At 52.0% G+C, this 17,597-nt stretch carries 16 protein-coding genes and 1 tRNA gene; 14 read left to right on the top strand and 3 right to left on the bottom strand.

Annotated features, from left to right (window positions below; all coding sequences use genetic code 11):
- Window positions 1-5 precede the first annotated feature (5 nt).
- A tRNA-Ala gene (locus CX650_RS13105) sits at window positions 6-81 on the top strand.
- Between the two features lie 390 nt (window positions 82-471).
- On the opposite strand, the gene CX650_RS13100 is transcribed toward CX650_RS13105, so the two are convergent.
- Window positions 472-2,301, bottom strand: coding sequence for an ABC transporter ATP-binding protein (locus CX650_RS13100; protein WP_039033819.1), 1,830 nt, complete (start codon window positions 2,299-2,301; stop codon window positions 472-474).
- A 278-nt stretch (window positions 2,302-2,579) separates the two neighbouring features.
- Between CX650_RS13100 and CX650_RS13095 the strand changes: the two genes are divergently transcribed.
- The 7 genes from CX650_RS13095 (at window position 2,580) to CX650_RS13065 (ending at window position 10,138) form a co-directional block, all read left to right on the top strand.
- Entirely contained in the window at window positions 2,580-4,157 is a 1,578-nt protein-coding gene (locus CX650_RS13095; RefSeq protein WP_071476485.1) for a DNA-3-methyladenine glycosylase 2 family protein, read from the top strand.
- A 113-nt stretch (window positions 4,158-4,270) separates the two neighbouring features.
- Window positions 4,271-4,840: a methylated-DNA--[protein]-cysteine S-methyltransferase gene (locus CX650_RS13090; protein ID WP_052248027.1), complete on the top strand. Its 570-nt coding sequence runs from the start codon at window positions 4,271-4,273 to the stop codon at window positions 4,838-4,840.
- An 87-nt stretch (window positions 4,841-4,927) separates the two neighbouring features.
- Window positions 4,928-5,401, top strand: a complete 474-nt coding sequence (locus CX650_RS13085) for a phosphatase domain-containing protein (RefSeq protein WP_101096052.1) — start codon at window positions 4,928-4,930, stop codon at window positions 5,399-5,401.
- A gap of 84 nt (window positions 5,402-5,485) precedes the next feature.
- Window positions 5,486-7,003 (top strand): phospholipase D family protein, encoded by a 1,518-nt coding sequence (locus CX650_RS13080; RefSeq protein WP_101096051.1) that lies wholly within the window; start codon window positions 5,486-5,488, stop codon window positions 7,001-7,003.
- A 75-nt stretch (window positions 7,004-7,078) separates the two neighbouring features.
- Entirely contained in the window at window positions 7,079-7,975 is an 897-nt protein-coding gene (locus CX650_RS13075) for a chemotaxis protein (protein ID WP_101057499.1), read from the top strand.
- Window positions 7,976-8,116: 141 nt separating this feature from the next.
- Complete coding sequence (gene sstT / locus CX650_RS13070; RefSeq protein WP_101096050.1) at window positions 8,117-9,337, top strand: serine/threonine transporter SstT; 1,221 nt, start codon at window positions 8,117-8,119, stop codon at window positions 9,335-9,337.
- A gap of 465 nt (window positions 9,338-9,802) precedes the next feature.
- Window positions 9,803-10,138, top strand: a complete 336-nt coding sequence (locus CX650_RS13065; protein ID WP_229800025.1) for a hypothetical protein — start codon at window positions 9,803-9,805, stop codon at window positions 10,136-10,138.
- Between the two features lie 98 nt (window positions 10,139-10,236).
- Here CX650_RS13065 and CX650_RS13060 read toward each other — a convergent pair whose 3' ends face one another.
- Window positions 10,237-10,890 (bottom strand): RluA family pseudouridine synthase, encoded by a 654-nt coding sequence (locus CX650_RS13060; RefSeq protein ID WP_101096048.1) that lies wholly within the window; start codon window positions 10,888-10,890, stop codon window positions 10,237-10,239.
- Between the two features lie 98 nt (window positions 10,891-10,988).
- On the bottom strand, window positions 10,989-11,582 hold the full coding sequence (locus CX650_RS13055; protein ID WP_101096047.1) for an acyl carrier protein phosphodiesterase: 594 nt from the start codon (window positions 11,580-11,582) through the stop codon (window positions 10,989-10,991).
- A gap of 144 nt (window positions 11,583-11,726) precedes the next feature.
- Between CX650_RS13055 and CX650_RS20060 the strand changes: the two genes are divergently transcribed.
- The 6 genes from CX650_RS20060 to secF all read left to right on the top strand — a co-directional run bounded on the left by CX650_RS20060 (window position 11,727) and on the right by secF (window position 17,446).
- Window positions 11,727-11,888 carry a hypothetical protein gene (locus CX650_RS20060; protein WP_157823027.1) on the top strand — a complete coding sequence of 54 codons (162 nt, stop codon included), beginning with the start codon at window positions 11,727-11,729 and terminating at the stop codon, window positions 11,886-11,888.
- 58 nt (window positions 11,889-11,946) lie between these two features.
- Complete coding sequence (gene queA, locus CX650_RS13050; RefSeq protein ID WP_101096046.1) at window positions 11,947-12,984, top strand: tRNA preQ1(34) S-adenosylmethionine ribosyltransferase-isomerase QueA; 1,038 nt, start codon at window positions 11,947-11,949, stop codon at window positions 12,982-12,984.
- A gap of 149 nt (window positions 12,985-13,133) precedes the next feature.
- A complete protein-coding gene (gene tgt, locus CX650_RS13045) occupies window positions 13,134-14,258 on the top strand; it encodes a tRNA guanosine(34) transglycosylase Tgt (RefSeq protein ID WP_028781041.1) in 1,125 nt (374 codons plus the stop codon).
- A 28-nt stretch (window positions 14,259-14,286) separates the two neighbouring features.
- The gene (gene yajC / locus CX650_RS13040) at window positions 14,287-14,619 is read left to right on the top strand and encodes a preprotein translocase subunit YajC (protein WP_025011473.1); all 333 of its coding nucleotides are present in this window, start codon (window positions 14,287-14,289) and stop codon (window positions 14,617-14,619) included.
- Window positions 14,620-14,636: 17 nt separating this feature from the next.
- On the top strand, window positions 14,637-16,487 hold the full coding sequence (gene secD / locus CX650_RS13035) for a protein translocase subunit SecD (protein WP_039033823.1): 1,851 nt from the start codon (window positions 14,637-14,639) through the stop codon (window positions 16,485-16,487).
- An 11-nt stretch (window positions 16,488-16,498) separates the two neighbouring features.
- Window positions 16,499-17,446 carry a protein translocase subunit SecF gene (gene secF, locus CX650_RS13030; RefSeq protein WP_101096045.1) on the top strand — a complete coding sequence of 316 codons (948 nt, stop codon included), beginning with the start codon at window positions 16,499-16,501 and terminating at the stop codon, window positions 17,444-17,446.
- Window positions 17,447-17,597: the final 151 nt, after the last annotated feature.

Raw genomic sequence — 17,597 nt, 5'->3', positions numbered from 1 at the left:
ATTTCGGGGCTATAGCTCAGCTGGGAGAGCGCTTGCATGGCATGCAAGAGGTCGACGGTTCGATCCCGTCTAGCTCCACCATAGATTCTCTCTTCAAGAGAAACACTAACCACCTCAGGGTGGTTTTTTGTTATCTGTTTCTTCAACGTTTGCGTCCTAGCAAAAGTACGCTCTAACCCCGAATGGCTTGTTAGAGTATTTATCCAACCATGTATCGAAACGTGGCTCTAAAATGCAGTTCTTATTAACTGCTCTTATCAGGCACAGGCCTCATTACCGATACGCCAGATCGTTTTGCCCGGATACCCGCCTAGTTACTACTTGAATAAAAAGTCGCTACTTGAATAAGTATGTGGCAGTTAGTCAAGGTGAGTGTCTCTTTATATGGTATGGAAGGCTTAAAAAACCAGGAAGCCGTGATGGCTTCCTGAAATGTTGTTCTATGCCGAAAAGCAGGGCGGTAAAGATATCTCAGTCTACACCGATAAAACCGCCTGTTTGGTGAGCCCACAGCTGGGCGTAAATTCCTTTGCTGCGGATCAGTTCTTGATGGCTGCCTTGTTCGACCACTTTGCCCTGATCCAGCACTATCAATCTATCCATTGCGGCTATGGTTGATAGTCTGTGGGCAATAGCGATAACGGTTTTTCCTTCCATCAGTTGATAGAGGCTTTCCTGAATTGCCGCTTCCACTTCCGAGTCGAGTGCCGAGGTGGCTTCATCCAGGATCAATATTGGCGCATCTTTCAATAGCACTCTGGCGATGGCAATACGCTGCCTTTGACCGCCGGATAATTTGACACCCCGTTCACCCACCTGGGCATCCAGCCCGGTATTTCCCGACGGATCTGTCAAAGAGGCGATAAACTCACTGGCCTGGGCCTTGATGATCGCCTGCTCCAGTTCCTCTTCCGTGGCATCGGGACGACCATAAAGAATATTTTCTCTGATGGATCTGTGCAGCAATGAGGTATCCTGAGTCACCATGCCTATCTGTGAGCGCAGCGAATCCTGGGTAACTTTACGGATATCCTGACCGTCTATCAGAATTTTTCCCTTTTCCACATCATGAAAACGCATCAGCAGATTGACCAAGGTGGACTTACCGGCACCCGAGCGCCCCACCAGACCGACTTTTTCACCTGGCTTGATCTGTAAATCCAGGCCTTCCAGCACACCGCTCTGTTCTCCATAGTGAAAGCTGACCTTATCGAAATCGATTTGCCCTTGCTCAACCAAAATGGCTTTGGCGTCTTCGGCATCCAGAATGCGGGTGGGTTTGGACAAGGTGCTCATACCATCGGCCACTGTCCCTATATTTTCAAACAGTGAGCTGATTTCCCACATTATCCATTGCGACATGCCGTTGAGGCGCAGAGCCAGGCTGACGGCAATCGCTATGGCGCCAACACTGATGGCACTGTCGCTCCAGAGCCAGATGGATACGGCTGCCACGCTAAAGGCCAGGAAATAGTTCAGTAGCTGCACACTGACGTTAATTCCGGTGACCAGACGCATCTGCCTGTGCACGGTATCCAGGAAGGTTTTCATGCTCGACTGCGCGTATTCGGCTTCCTGCTGGGTGTGGGAGAAGAGTTTGACCGTGGCAATATTGGTGTAGCTGTCGACGATTCGACCTGTCATGGTTGAGCGGGCATCGGCTTGCTCGGTAGACACGGCTTTCAACTTGGGCACGAAATACCACTGCAGGCCGATATAGATGGCAAGCCATGCCAACATGGGCAGCATCAAGCGCATATCGGCACTGGCGATCATCACCAACATGGAGGTGAAATACACCATTATGTAGACCAGCACGTCCAGGAGTTTCATCACGGTTTCCCGCACCGCAAGAGAGGTTTGCATCACCTTGGTGGCTATGCGGCCGGCAAAGTCGTCCTGATAGAAGGAAACACTCTGTTTCAACAAGTATTTGTGCGCCAGCCAGCGGATGGCCATCGGATAGTTGCCCAAGAGACTTTGGTAGACAATCAAGGCGTGCAGCAAGATGAGTACAGGCAAGAGCACGAGTACCAGCAAGGTCATGCCGAGTAACTTGAGTCCTTCATCCTGCAGCAGGGTTTGTGGATCCTTGTCTACCAGCCAGTCAACCAACTGCCCCATAAAGCCAAACAACGACACTTCCAGCATGGCCAGAATTGCGGTCAATATTGACATCAATATCAACGGTCGCTCGAAACCTTTGGTGTAGTGGCGACAAAAAGCATAGAGCCCTTTGGGCGGTGGAGATGGTTCTATATCCGGCAGTGGATCCGTCCAGTGTTCAAAGCGGGAAAACAACGTCTTTATCATGGCCTTCTCTTGGCAAACTGTTATGGGCGATTTATCTCTTGGCAAAGAATGATTCTTGCCCGGTTATGCGGGCAGACATCGGGCCTTGCGGATCTGGAGTGATTTTTATTCAAGCCGTTCCAGCATACCCAATTTTTACCGGCAGGGCAGCTATTATTCCGGATCAACTGTTTGGGTTTAGTCTCGGGGTCCAGTTCCGTTTTCCGCTGGTTTCCCTCGTGTTTGCGGGGTAATCTGCATCCAGGTTATAGACGATAGCGAAACAGATGATGACGATTTTTACTGAGCTCAGCGCCGACACCTGCCGCCGGGCGAGACTCAGTCGCGATCCCAGGTTTGATGGCCGTTTCTTTATCGGGGTGAAGACGACGGGGATCTATTGCCGGCCTATCTGTCCGGCTGTGGCGCCGAAAGAGGAAAATGTCGAATATTTTTTCTCGGCCGCAGCCGCGGCAAATCAAGGTTTGCGCCCCTGTTTGCGTTGTCGACCGGAAAGCGCGCCAGGTTCCTGTGCCTGGAAAGGCACGAGAACCACGCTGGAGCGGGCGGTAACTCTGATAGAGCAGGGCGCCTTGAGCGGCGAGTCGGCGAAAGGTGTCGAGCACTTGGCACTGCGTCTCGGGATCAGCAGTCGTTATCTGCGCAAGCTGTTTGTCGAAGCGCTGGGCCTGTCTCCCAAGCAATACGCTGCGTTTCAGCAATTGATGTTTGCCAAGCAGTTGCTGCACCAAACCCGGCTCCCTATCACGCAGGTGGCCTTGGCTGCGGGATACACGAGTATTCGCCGTTTCAACGAAGTGTTTCAGAGTCAGCTGCAGCTAACCCCGTCGGCACTCAGACGTAGCGCTGATACGCAAATGGACGACAGTAACAGGCTGCAACTGTTTTTGAGTTACCGGCCGCCTTATGCCTGGCAAGCGCTGCTTGATTTCTATCGCCTGCGGGCGGTAACAGGAATGGAGTGGTTTGAACTTAATGGCCGCCAGGGCTATGGTCGCAGCCTGTTACTCAACAGCGACAAAGGCGGGTTCAAAGCTTGGTTTTTTGCTGAGTTGCAGGCCTCGCAAAATAGAGTCGCAGTTACCCTGGCATTGGAAGAGGGCGCCGAGCTTAGCTTGTTGCCGGTATTGGTCAATCGGATAAGAAGGATATTGGATCTCGACGCTGATATGCAGCAGGTTGAGCAAGTGTTGCAACCTATCACACTGGCAGACTCCACCTTTGGTTGGGAGCCGGGGCTGAGGCTGCCGGCAGCAGGCTCTCTGTTTGAAGCCGGTGTGCGGGCTGTTCTGGGCCAGCAGGTCAGCGTTACCCAAGCCACAAAACTGTTGGGGCAGTTGGTGGCAGCCAGAGGTGAGCGGCGAGTTATCGCCGGGCGCGAAATCAGCTTCTTTCCCGAGCCCGAAAGTATGTTGGCGGCGGACTTTGACGAGTTGAAAATGCCCGCAAGCAGAAAGACGGCACTGGCCGAGTTGGCGCGTTTTCAGCTTGAGCATGGTGATACCGAGCCTGAGGCTTGGCTCAGTTTGAAAGGGATTGGCCCTTGGACCATAGCCTACGCCAGAATGCGCGGGTTGTCGGATCCTGATGTGTTGCTCGGCGGCGATTTGATAATCCGTAAACGTCTGCTCAGGCTACTTGTTGAAACAGCAATCTCGACCAAGGGTAACGAGAGTTTGGCTCAACTTAATCCTGATTCGGTTAAACAAGGCGCAGTTGCTCAGCATAAAGGCAATCAAGGTGCGGGCCATTACCAAGCATTACTGCAAGGTGTCACTGAAGCGGCGTCGCCCTGGGGCAGCTACCTTACTCTGCAACTTTGGCATTCGGCACAGCGCCCATAAACAGCTCGGAATGAAAGCACTGAATGAAAGCGCTGAATGAAGAGAATGGAATGGGTTGCAAAGGCATCTGTCAAACACCTATTCAAAAGCTATAAAATCAAAGGATTAATCCTATGAGTACACAAGATAATCCGAGCTTGGCCGTATCGTTGAGTAAAGAGTGGCCGATAGCAGAATTGCTGCCGGTGGCGGAGCTTAGCATGGATTCGGCTGTGGGCAGGCTGTGGCTTGCTGCGGGGCCCCATGGGTTGTCACATCTGTCGGTTTTGACGGGGGATGACAGAGAGCGCCGGATCCCGCTGGCGAGCGCGAGTACGGCGCAAAAGGCGCGGGCAGAGGCGATATTGACACAGACCAAGAGCCAGCTTTTGGAGTATTTTGCCGGTACCAGACAGGTCTTCGAACTGCCTTTGGCTCCCAAGGGGACACGCTTTCAACGCGCTGTTTGGCAGGCATTGGTGGGGTTGCCCTACGGCAGTTTTACCAGTTACGGTGAGCTGGCCGTAAAGATTGATAACCCCAAAGCGGTTCGCGCTGTCGGCACTGCCAATGGCGCCAACCCGATAGCGATTATTGTGCCTTGCCACAGAGTCATAGGCAAGGATGGCAAGTTGACCGGCTATGCCTGGGGCCTGGCCATGAAGCAACAATTGCTTGACTTGGAAGCCGGTCGTCCCAGTTAATCTTTTGGCATAAATCAACGAAACTCTCTATCGATTTGGGGTATTCTGAAGCCAAGCAAAAGTTGCGTATTACTGAGGAAAACACAGATGCAACCACTCTTTTGGCTGGAAGAGGGAGAGTTGGCAGGAAGCCGGGGGCCGGTAGGCCAGAACTGGGATTTTGATGAGCTGCAACGCTCCGGGATAGGCGCCATTCTTTCCTTGGCTGACAATATGGCTGGTAATTTGGCCGCCGATTGGCCTCAGTCGCAATTTGAGTTTGCCTGTATCCCTTTACCGAGTGGAGAAGCCCCATCGGATGCCGATTTGCGGCTCTGCGTCGAGCAGTTACCCAAGGCACTCGACTTTATCCAGCGTCAGCGTGCGGCCGGTCTAGGGGTATTGGTACATTGTGAGTCGGGGCAAAACCGTACTTGCCTATTACTGGCCTACTACTTGATGGAGCATGGCGTGGCGCCGCTGCATGCAGTTGCCCGCATTCGTGCGGTGGCAGATGTTGCCTTTGAATCCCATGGTTGGGATCAGTTTGTGTTCGATGTGCTCTATGCTTTACAGGATTAGCAAATTAACGCCGGAGGCGGGAATACTGGATCCCGGAACGAATTAATGCTTGAATACTCTTCATTATTTCGAAGAATATTCAGAATGTTGCCACAGTTTGGAATATTGCTGGTCCTCTTGTCCTTGCTTAGCGCTTGCAGTTCGGCACCGACACGGGATCCCGCATACAGCGACTCCAGCTATCTGGCAACGCCGGAGAGTTCTGTCTTGCTGGATTATCTGGAACCTCAATTGTCCGTCCACCCATCGCAGACGGGCGTACTACCACTGGCCGAAGGTGTTGATGCCTTCATTGCCAGGTTGGCACTTATCCGCAGTGCCCAGAGCAGTATCGATTTGCAATACTATATCTATCGGGCCGATGAAACCGGTAAAACCCTGGTGTGGCAATTATTGGAAGCTGCTGAGCGCGGCGTGCGGGTAAGGCTGCTGCTTGATGATACCACTAGCGCGCCGCTCGAATCCGGGCTGGCGGCCTTGAATCATCATCCCAATATTCAGGTTCGCCTCTATAACCCAGTTTATTCCCGTACCTTCAGAGGCATGTCCTGGTTGTTCGGTTTTGCCCGTTTGAACCACAGAATGCACAATAAGTCGCTGACAGTGGACAATATGGTCTCAGTGGTAGGGGGGCGCAACATAGGCAATGAGTATTTTTCCGCTAACGATGAACTTGAGTTCGGTGACTTTGACTTGCTTGCCATAGGCGAGGCGATACCTGTTATCTCTGAGCAGTTTGATCTTTATTGGAATGCACCGTTGACTATTCCGCTTGAGCAATTGTTGCCCAAGCGCATGACCCGGGAAAAACTGTTGCAGGCCGATGCCAAGATGCGGCAGGAGCAACAGGCGATGCAGGATCACCCCTATTATCAACGCCTGTTGCAGAGCCAGTTGATAACCAACATGGAGCAACAGCAACTCGACTGGTATTGGGGCGAAGCCAAGGTGTTGTTCGATCCGCCCGATAAGTTGCGCAGTGCCGAGCCTGAGAGTTGGATGCTGGCTGATATCGGTCGTTTTCTGTCCCAGGTTGAGAATAACATACTGATCATCTCGCCCTATTTTGTGCCCACATCCAAAGGGGCAGATGCCCTGGCACAGGCGGTAGCCAATGGTATTGAGGTTACTGTGGTGACCAATAGCCTGGCAGCTACAGATGTTGTGGCCGTGCATGGTGGCTACAAGAAGTATCGTCGGCAACTGCTGGAAGCCGGTGTCAGGCTCTATGAAGTCAAGGCTGACCCCGACCATAAGCCTTCTTCATGGCGCGGCAGCTCACGCACCAGCTTGCATGCCAAAACTTTTGTGCTGGACGGCGAAGATGTGTTCGTCGGCTCGTTTAATTTTGATCCCCGTTCTGCCTGGATCAATACTGAAATGGGAATACTGCTGCATCAGCCCGAGCTTGCTGAACATATTCAGCAGCAGCTGGGCGGCGCTTTACTACGTAATGCTTACCGATTGGCGCTGGAGGAGGATGAGCTGGTGTGGCATGACGATGCCAAACAAGAGGTGTTCTATAACGAGCCCGCCGCCGGTTTCTGGCGCCGTCTCAGCGCCGATATTCTCAGCCTTTTGCCTATTGAGTCGCAATTGTGAATTGCAGCTGACCACCAAGGTCCCGGGCCTGTGTTATCCTGAAGCGTTTAACTTATTGTCTGTAATGGTGTTGTTATGAAGAGTAAGGCCAATCAATCTCAGGGACTGCTGCTGTTTCATCTGTCGGCAAGCCAGCTGTTTGCCATAGGTACCCTGAAGATCCGTGAGTTGGTACCTTATATGCCACTAAACCAGATCCCCCAATCTCATCCGGCTGTGATGGGGGCGGTAAACTTCAGAGGACATACCATTCCTGTAGTGGATATGGCGGCGGCCGTTGGTTATCGCCCGGTTACTGCAGAGGAGCGCAAGAGTTGCTTTATCATCATCACAGATTGTCAGCGGATGGAGATAGGCTTTCTGGTTCGCGGCATCGACAAGATCCTCGAATGTAACTGGCGTGATATTGAATCACCGCCGGATAACCTGGGACGCAATGCCTATCTTACCGGAGTGACTCGTTACGACAATAAGCTGGTGCAATTGCTGGATGTTGAGTTGCTGCTGTCAAAGATTTTCCCGATTGCGGCTCAGAGTGTGGCCACGCTGACCGATGTACAAAGGGAAAGGTTGAAACCGCTGCGGATCTTGTTGGTGGACGACTCCAAAGTAGCCAGAAAGCAACTGTCTGATGCGCTGGACTCCATTAATATCCCTTATGAGGTCACCTCAAACGGTGCCCAGGCTTTGGCTATTATGGAAAAGGCTGCGGCCGAAAAGCGCCCAGTGGATCTCCTGGTAAGTGATATCGAAATGCCAGGTCTGGATGGTTATGAACTCGCCTTTGAAGTAAGAGACAAACCGGCACTCGCCGGCGCTTATATTATTCTGCATACCTCGCTTTCCAGTGAGATCAGTGTCAGCCAGGCGCACCAGGTGGGGGCCAACGAAGCCCTTACCAAGTTCGATGCCCACGAACTTATCGATGCCATGCTCAGAGGCGCGCAAATTGCACAAGATAGTCAAAAATGACATCGCTGTTGCCAAAATGCGTGTTCAGGGTTATCCAGACGACACAAATTGGCTTCAACGCTAGACATTAGCGGTTTCATCCGCTAAAAACGTAACTCCTGTGGCACTGGTGCCAGAAAGATAATAAATACAGGTCAGGCAATGAACCAATTTTCTTTACTTTTGGCCCGATTGGCCAAGAGCAGTCTTGTACTGCAAATCCTTTTGGGGATCATAGCGGGCATGGGGCTCGCACACTTTGCTCCGGAATGGGCAAAGAGCGTTTCTTTCCTTGGAGATCTTTTTGTCGGCGCGCTTAAGGCGATCGCGCCGATCCTGGTATTTCTGCTGGTGGCGGCATCGATTGCCAATCAGAAGAAAAATACCAAGAGCAATATGCGGCCAATTATCGCCTTGTACCTGTTTGGGACTTTTGCCTCGGCACTCACAGCTGTGGTAATGAGCTTTATGTTTCCCACCACACTCAAGCTCAGGGCGCCTGAACAGTTGTTAACGCCGCCGCAAGGTATTTTGGAAGTTCTCAATACCCTGCTGTTCAAATTGGTCGACAACCCGGTCAATGCCCTGATGAATGCCAACTATATTGGTATTCTGGCTTGGGGTATTGGTCTTGGATTGGCGCTGCATCATTCCAGTGACTCGACCAAACAGGTATTTGCCGATGTCAGTCATGGGATCTCGCAGATGGTGCGCTTTATTATCCGCTTGGCGCCGATAGGCATTTTCGGTCTGGTGGCCGTGACCTTTGCCGAGAGCGGTTTTGAGGAAGTGTATAACTATGGCCGTCTGCTCGGCGTCTTGCTGGGAAGTATGGCTATTATAGCCCTGGTGGTGAACCCGCTCTTGGTGTTTTATAAGATAAGACGCAATCCTTACCCATTGGTGTTCGCTTGCCTCAGAGAGAGTGGCGTAACCGCCTTCTTTACCCGTTCGAGCGCCGCTAATATTCCGGTGAACATGGCCTTGTGTGAGCGCCTCAAACTGCATAAAGACACCTATTCGGTCTCTATTCCTCTGGGGGCTACTATCAACATGGGGGGCGCGGCAATTACCATTACTGTACTTACCCTGGCTGCTGTGCATACCACGGGAACCAGTGTCGACTTGCCAACTGCCTTGCTGTTGAGCCTGGTGGCCGCCGTGTCGGCTTGTGGTGCCTCCGGGGTAGCTGGTGGTTCATTGCTGCTGATCCCTCTGGCTTGTAGCTTGTTTGGCATCAGTGACAGTATTGCCATTCAGGTGGTGGCCGTGGGCTTTGTTATCGGGGTTATTCAGGATGCGGCTGAAACTGCGCTGAACTCTTCCACTGATGTGTTGTTTACCGCGGCAGTCTGCCAGGCCGAAGATCGTAAGCTAAGCTAAGGAAGGTGCGAACAAGCCCCATGTGTGCTCTGCGTCGACTTACAGGCCTGGGTGCAAGACGTGGTTCGCAGCAAATGGCTCTAGTCCTTTGCAAAAAGCATTCCCTAAGAAACATTGTTGAAGATAAAGGGCGGCCTCTGGGCTGCCCTTTGTTTTTGGTCCCCATTTGCCACGGTGTGACCGTTCAAACGGCCGGTGGTAAGGGGATTGTGTGAGTTATTTCATAAATTGCTTAAATTCTCCGCAATAGGCGATCTTGATCACACTTTTATTTTGTCACTGGGCTACACTGCGCACATTCGAGAGATTTTATTCTAACTTATTGGTTTTTAATGATTTGGAATCAAATTTTTCACTTCTATGTTACTTTTGGCCGGATAAAGGGGCACTATGAGTTCTATGCTTAATGTCATGCATTTGGGGTCAGCCAAAGAGGCTGGGCTGACATGGTTTAAGGGTATGGATATGTCTGGAGTAGAAAAGCGCAAGCGTCTGCACCGACAGAACGAACAACAGCGAGAATTTCTTGGTTGTTGGCAGGATAGTCGCCCAGGCAGTGGTGAAGAACTGACCTTGTATCGTGAAAGTGGCAAGCTGTTTCTGGAAACCTGGTTCAGCGATGGTTGCCACAGCGTGGATGAGATGAAGTCCAAACAGACCAATGCCGGTTTATGTCTGGAAGATATGGGTGGTAACCTGTTTGGTGAATACTTTATTTTAACTGCAGAGGGCAAGCTGCAGTTTTGCACTGAAGGGGGCGATAGCTTCAGTCTGGAACCCAAATCAGTGATGAGTGCTTAATAATTGTTTGACTCATTGTAAAAAAAGAAAACGCCCGCTTAGCGGGCGTTTTCTTTAGCTGCTTTTTCTAAGGCTTTCTTTATCAAGCCTTGCAAGGGTCAGAAAGGCGACAGGCTGACAAAATGCATCTCGGCACCCGAGTAAGGGTGGCAAAATGCCAGGCTGGCAGCATGCAGACAGAGTCGCGGACGGGCATTTTCAATCTCACATCCACCATAGAAATCATCCCCTAAAATCGGATGCCCCAATGCGAGCATATGGACTCTGAGCTGATGAGTCCGGCCGGTTTCCGGTTGTAATGCCACCAGGCTGGAATCTTCACGGCGCTCAAGCACTTTGTAGTGAGTGACCGCTCTCTTACCTTGCTCTGAGACTTGCTGCAGCGGTGGGTTGGCTTTATCCGCTGCCAGAGGTAAGTCGATAACACCGGCTGGCTGTTCGAGATGTCCAGCCACCTCGGCCACATACAGTTTATCGCTTTGCCGTTCCTGAAACTGAGTCTTGAGACTGGACTCGGCGGTTTTGTTACGGGCGAAAACCATTATCCCTGAGGTGGCGCAGTCCAGCCTGTGCACCAATATGGTTTCCGGATACAGGCGCTGTAAGCGGGTGAGGGCGCAATCATGGGTTACGGCGGCGCGCCCAGGGTTGGACAACAGCCCGGATGGCTTGTTGATGATAATAATATCGCGATCCAGATAGCGGATATCGAGCCAGGGCAGGGCCGGTGGGCGGTACTCAAAAACTTGCATGAACTCTCCTTCGTGAAGGCGCAATTTTAACAAAGCCATGGGCCCGGCAAAAGTGGCTTTGTGGGTTCAACCAAAGCGGCCCTTGGGCTGGGTTTAGATCAAAGAAATTCCGCTGGTGTCTTTCTGGCCCATATCCGGCTGTAAGCCATCAATTGTGGGTAAAAGGTTCGAAAGGCGATTTCAATTTCAGTATCGAGTTTTTGCAGCGCTTGTTGGGCACCGTTGAACAGCTCAGGTTTTGAAAGTCGGCGACTCACACCGGTTACTGCACTGTTGAGCCCCTGGCGGCTTTGATAACTCAACAGCCAATTTTGCTGCTCCATCACTGGCGCCAGTTTGGCTAAGCCTTCGGGTAGGGATTGCGTTTGTCTGAGGCTCTCGTAGGCTTTATCGCAAAAGGCAGCCAAAGGTTGATGATGATATTCCTCCCAGTACTTTGCCAGCATATGGTCAAAGGCCAAATCCATCAGTACAGGTGCGACTCTGGCAAGTGGTTTGGGGAAAGTACGCACTAACTCGCGGGTTAATTCGTGGCTATCGGTCAACTTGTCTATCTGTCTGTGGAGCCAGAGCCCCTGTTGCAAATGTTTGGGAAACTGTTGAATATTGCCTTTGGCAAAGTCGCCGGCGAGATTGGCGCCGAGAGAGGTTTGGCTGATATCGGCCAGATGCAGGTGTGCAAGGAAGTTCATATTGGTTACTGGGTGTCGAATTCGCCCTCAAGTTACCATGACAAGCCGGCAAATGAAAATAGTCTCTGACGCTGGTGAATGTTCTCTTTTTGCTCAGTGGAAAAAGATGCTACGCTTAGCGTTCGGTGACACAGAGGATCAAGGATGATGTGGGACTGGTTCAATAAACTTATCAACAAAACGCCAAGGCCCCAGAGGCGCAGGGTAGATATAGATATTCCGTTCGAGCAACTCGAATATCGGCGCGAGCCCTTCGATGACAACAAGCCCCTTGCCGAAAAGGCAAACGAACCGCTGGAGCCTTGATCTTAACGCCTCAAATCCCTAGACTAGCCGCCGTTTCCAGCTAAGCCGAGGCCCATTCATGCGTGTAGCAGACTTTTCTTTCGATCTTCCAGAGGAACTGATTGCCAAGTTCCCTATGGAGAAACGCAGTGCGTCCAGATTACTGACCCTGGATGGTAACAGCGGGGCCCTGCGTGACTGTCACTTCACCGAATTGTTGAACCTGGTTCAACCCGGCGATCTCATGGTATTCAACAATACCCGGGTTATTCCGGCACGCCTGTTCGGGCAGAAGGCAACCGGCGGTAAGCTGGAAATCCTGGTGGAGCGGATGCTGGATGATAAGCGGGTGCTTGCTCATGTGCGCAGCTCCAAGTCGCCGAAGGAAGGTAGTGAAATTTTGCTCGATGGCGGCTTCAAAATGTTGATGCTGGCCCGTCACGACGCGCTGTTTGAACTTGAACTGGTATCCGGTCCGAGTGTGCTTGAAGTGCTGGAGCAGGTAGGCCATATGCCGTTGCCGCCTTATATCGACCGTCCCGATGAAGATGCCGACAAAGAGCGCTATCAGACAGTTTATAACCAAACTCCGGGCGCGGTTGCGGCGCCGACAGCCGGTTTGCACTTTGATGACAATATGTTGGCCGAGCTGAAAGCCAAAGGCGTGGATATCGCCTTTGTGACTCTGCATGTTGGCGCCGGTACTTTTCAGCCGGTACGGGTCGACAACATACTGGAACATAAGATGCACTCTGAGTGGGCCGAAGTGCCGGCCGAGGTGGTCGCTAAAATCCATAGCACCAAGGCGGCCGGGAAACGGGTGATCGCGGTGGGCACCACTTCGGTGCGTTCGCTCGAGAGCGCAGCTCGCGCCAGTGAAGGCGAGTTGCAGGCTTTCAAAGGGGATACAGATATTTTCATCTATCCCGGATATGAGTTTCAGGTAGTGGATGCCATGGTCACTAATTTCCACCTGCCGGAGTCGACGCTCATTATGTTGGTCAGTGCTTTTGCCGGCTTTGATGAGGTGATGAACGCCTATCGGCACGCGATTGCCGAAAAATACCGCTTTTTCAGTTACGGTGATGCCATGTTTGTGACTAAAAAAGCTCACTGATTACGACTTTTGTTTTAAAATACCCGCCTCAATGAGCGGGTATTTTGTCTTAAGGGTGAACCTTTTGCCTTTTTGACCCTCTGTTGTCTATACGCTGCGGCCTAAGTCCGCGTAATTAAGGTCAGACTGTTTCTCTGACGAGGTAAATCATGAAATTTGAATTGGATACAACTGATGGCCGCGCACGCCGGGGCCGATTGATTTTTGACCGTGGCACAGTCGAGACCCCGGCTTTTATGCCGGTTGGAACTTACGGCACTGTGAAGGGGATGACTCCGGAAGAAGTGCGCGCCACCGGAGCCGATATTCTGCTGGGAAACACTTTCCACCTCTGGCTGCGCCCAGGTGAAGAGATCATGCGTAAGCATGGTGACCTGCACGATTTCATGAACTGGCAGCGGCCGATTCTCACCGACTCGGGTGGTTTCCAGGTTTTCAGTCTAGGTGATATCCGCAAGATCACCGAAGAAGGGGTGCATTTCCGCTCGCCCATTAATGGCGAAAAGATTTTCATGGATGCCGAGAAGTCGATGCAGATCCAATATTCGCTCGGCTCGGATGTGGTGATGATTTTCGATGAGTGCACGCCGTATCCTGCCACTCACGACGAAGCCCGCAAGTCGATGCAGATGTCACTGCGCTGGGCAAAACGTTCACGGGACGAGTTCGACCGCCTGGAAAATCCCAACTCACTGTTTGGGATTATTCAGGGCAGTGTCTATGAAGATCTGCGTGATGAAAGCCTCAAGGGCTTGTTGGAAATAGGTTTTGACGGCTATGCCGTCGGCGGCTTGGCTGTAGGGGAACCCAAGGCGGACATGCACAGAGTACTGGAGCATGTTTGCCCGCAGATCCCAACAGACAAGCCTCGTTATTTGATGGGGGTAGGCAAACCGGAGGATCTGGTTGAAGGCGTGCGTCGCGGTATCGACATGTTTGACTGTGTGATGCCAACCCGTAATGCCCGCAACGGCCACTTGTTTGTCACAGAAGGTGTTATCAAGATCCGCAATGCGCGGCATCGTGACGACACATCACCGCTGGATCCGGAATGTGACTGCTATACCTGTAAGAACTACTCACGGGCATATCTGTACCATCTGGACCGCTGTAATGAAATTCTCGGGGCCCGTCTCAATACCATACATAACCTGCGTTACTACCAAAGGTTAATGGAAGGTTTGCGCGGCGCCATTGAGACAGGTACATTAGACGCCTTTGTGAAGGACTTCTATGGTCGTCAAGGCCGTGAAGTACCTGAATTGGTGGATTGATTTTATTTGCTGATAAGAAGAGAAAAATATGTTTATTTCAAATGCTTACGCTAGTGCGGCCGGTGCTCCTCAGTCTGGCGGTACCATGGAATTGGTGTTCATGCTGGTGATCTTCGGTCTGATCTTCTATTTCATGATCTTCCGTCCTCAGTCCAAGCGTGTTAAAGAGCACAAAAATCTGATGGCGTCCCTGGGTAAGGGCGACGAAGTCCTGACCAGTGGTGGCATCATAGGCAAAATCGCCAAGATCAGCGATGAGAATGATTATGTTCTGCTGAGCCTGAACGACAGCACCCAGATCACCATCAAAAAAGATTATATCGCGGCGGTATTGCCAAAAGGCTCTATCCAGTCGCTATAAGCCAAGGGGGCTGAGGCGTGTTAAATAAGTATCCTTTATGGAAGAACCTGATGGTGATCATTATCATCGCCATCGGGGCTTTCTATGCCGTGCCTAACCTTTTTGGTGAGGATCACGCGGTACAAGTGGTGGGCACCCGCGGTGCGGATGTGACTGTCACGACCCAGACACAAGTGAACGACTTGCTGCAAAGCAAGGGGATAGGTGTCAAGCGTTCCGAGTTGGAAAACGGTCAGCTACTCGTCAGAGTCAACAATGCCGAACAGCAGTTGTTGGCCAAAGAAGCGATAGCCGAAGCCTTGGGTGACAAGTTCAGCGTAGCGTTGAACCTGGCACCGGCGACACCGGCCTGGCTCGAGTCACTCGGTGGTTCACCGATGAAATTGGGTCTTGACCTACGTGGTGGTGTGCACTTCCTGATGGAAGTGGACATGGGCGAAGCCATTCGCAAGATGGAAGAAGCCAAGATCGCCGATTTCCGCAGTCAACTGCGGGAAGAGGGGATCCGCTACTCGGGTGTCAAGGCTACGGCCAAAGGCATTGAAATCAAGTTCCGTGATGCCGAGAATCTGGCTAAAGCCGAGAGTTTCCTGAAGAGTCGCTCCAACGATATGGTGTTCAGCGACGCCAGCGAGGGTAATAACTTTGCCCTGATGGCCACTATGAGCGAAGTCTACCTCAAGCAGGTGAAAGAAGACGCTCTGTCGCAGAACATCACCACTATTCGTAACCGGGTGAACGAACTTGGGGTTGCAGAACCCGTAGTACAACGTCAAGGCGCCGAGCGCATTATCGTTGAACTGCCGGGGGTACAGGATACAGCTCGCGCCAAAGAGATCCTCGGGGCGACCGCTTCCATTGAATTCCATATGGTCGATGAGAAAGCCGACATGAATGCGGCGCAATCGGGCCGGGTACCGCCAGGCTCCGAGGTGTATCCACGTCGTGAAGGTGGTATTGCGGTATTGAAGAAAGAAGTGATGCTGACCGGTGATCATATTACCGGCGCTCAGCCAAGCTTCGATCAATACAGCCGGCCTCAGGTGAGTATCAGTCTGGACGCCAAGGGCGGGAATATCTTCTCCAACGTGACCAAGGACAACATCGGCAAGCCGATGGCGACCTTGTTTATCGAGTATAAGGACAGCGGCAAGCGTAACCCTGATGGCAGCGTGAAGATGGATAAGATCGAGGAAGTCATCTCTGTCGCGACCATTCAAGCCCGCCTAGGCCGTAACTTCGTTATCACGGGTCTGTCTCATGGCGAAGCCCAGAACCTGGCGTTGCTGCTGCGCGCCGGTGCGCTGATTGCACCTGTATCCATAGTGGAAGAACGTACCATAGGCCCAAGCCTGGGTGCCGAAAACATTGAAAACGGGATGCAGGCAATGCTCTGGGGTATGGCTGTGGTATTGATCTTTATGCTGATCTACTACCGCGCCTTTGGTGTTATTGCCAACCTGGCGCTGTGTGCAAACCTGATCATGGTGGTGGGTGTGATGTCGATGATCCCGGGCGCAGTACTGACGCTGCCGGGTATCGCCGGTATGGTGCTGACAGTGGGTATGGCGGTGGATGGCAACGTGCTTATCTATGAACGTATCCGTGAAGAGCTTCGCGCAGGTCGCAGTGTTCAGCAGGCTATTCATGAAGGTTATGGCAACGCGTTCTCCACCATTGCCGATGCCAACATTACCACCTTCATCACCGCACTTATCCTGTTCGCAGTGGGCAGCGGCGCCATTAAAGGTTTCGCCGTGACCCTGATGATAGGTATCGCGACATCCATGTTTACCGCTATTGTCGGTACCCGGGCGGTTGTAAACGCCATGTGGGGCGGCAAGCGCGTGAAGAAACTGTCGATCTGAGGAAGCTGATTATGTTGCAGATTTTATCAATTAAAGGCTCTATCAACTTCCTGCGTCATGCTCTGCCTATCAGTATTATGTCGGCAGTGTTGGTCGTAGCTTCTCTGACTTCCCTGGCAACCAAGGGGATCAATTGGGGGCTGGATTTTACCGGTGGCACCTCTGTCATCATGGAATTTAGCAAACCCGCTAACCTGGACGAGCTGCGTCTTGCCCTCGATACCGAACTGACCTCGGGTGCCGTGGTGCAAAACTTCGGCTCCAGTCGTGATGTGGTAGTGCGCCTGCAGGTGCGCGAAGACATCAAGAGCGACCTTCAGGTTAAGGAAGTTTTTGCCGCCGCTGCCAAGCAAGACCCGGCAGTGCAGCAAAAGAGCGTAGAATTTGTCGGCCCTCAGGTCGGTAAGGAATTGGCAGAGCAGGGTGGCCTGGCGGTACTGGTTGCGCTGATCTGTATTCTTATCTACGTCTCTTTCCGGTTTGAATGGCGTCTGGCTATGGGTTCGGTCGCCGCACTGGCGCACGACGTGATAGTGACTCTGGGCTTGTTCTCCTTTCTGCAGTTGGAGTTCGACCTGACGGTACTGGCAGGTTTGCTGACCGTGGTGGGGTACTCGCTTAACGATACTATCGTGGTGTTTGACCGTATTCGTGAGAACTTCCTCAAGATGCGTAAGGCAACACCTGTGGAAGTGGTGAATACCTCAATCACCCAGACCATGAGCCGTACCATTATCACTACCGGAACCACGCTTATTACTGTGGTAGCGCTGTTTCTCAAGGGGGGCACCCTGATCCACGGCTTTGCCACGGCATTGCTGATGGGGATTTTGGTGGGTACTTACTCCTCCATCTATGTGGCGAGCTTCCTGGCCATTAAACTTGGGATCAACCGCGAGCATATGATGCCGGTAGAAGTGGAGAAGGAAGGCGCCGATCAGCCTTCCATTATGCCCTGATAAACCGGGTAGAAAATAGCCACCTGCGGGTGGCTTTTTTGTGTCTGAGCATTACGGAGATAGCTCCGAGTTGGAATAAAACCTGAGTTTATGGCTCAAATATGCGCTTTTGTTATCAAAAGGTAAATTCACTTAATGCTGTCACTCGACA

Origin of the sequence: Shewanella indica (assembly GCF_002836975.1) — a bacterium.
Lineage (GTDB): Bacteria > Pseudomonadota > Gammaproteobacteria > Enterobacterales > Shewanellaceae > Shewanella > Shewanella indica.
The sequence above is the reverse complement of the archived record's forward strand: the minus strand, read 5'-3'. Positions and strand labels throughout refer to the sequence as shown.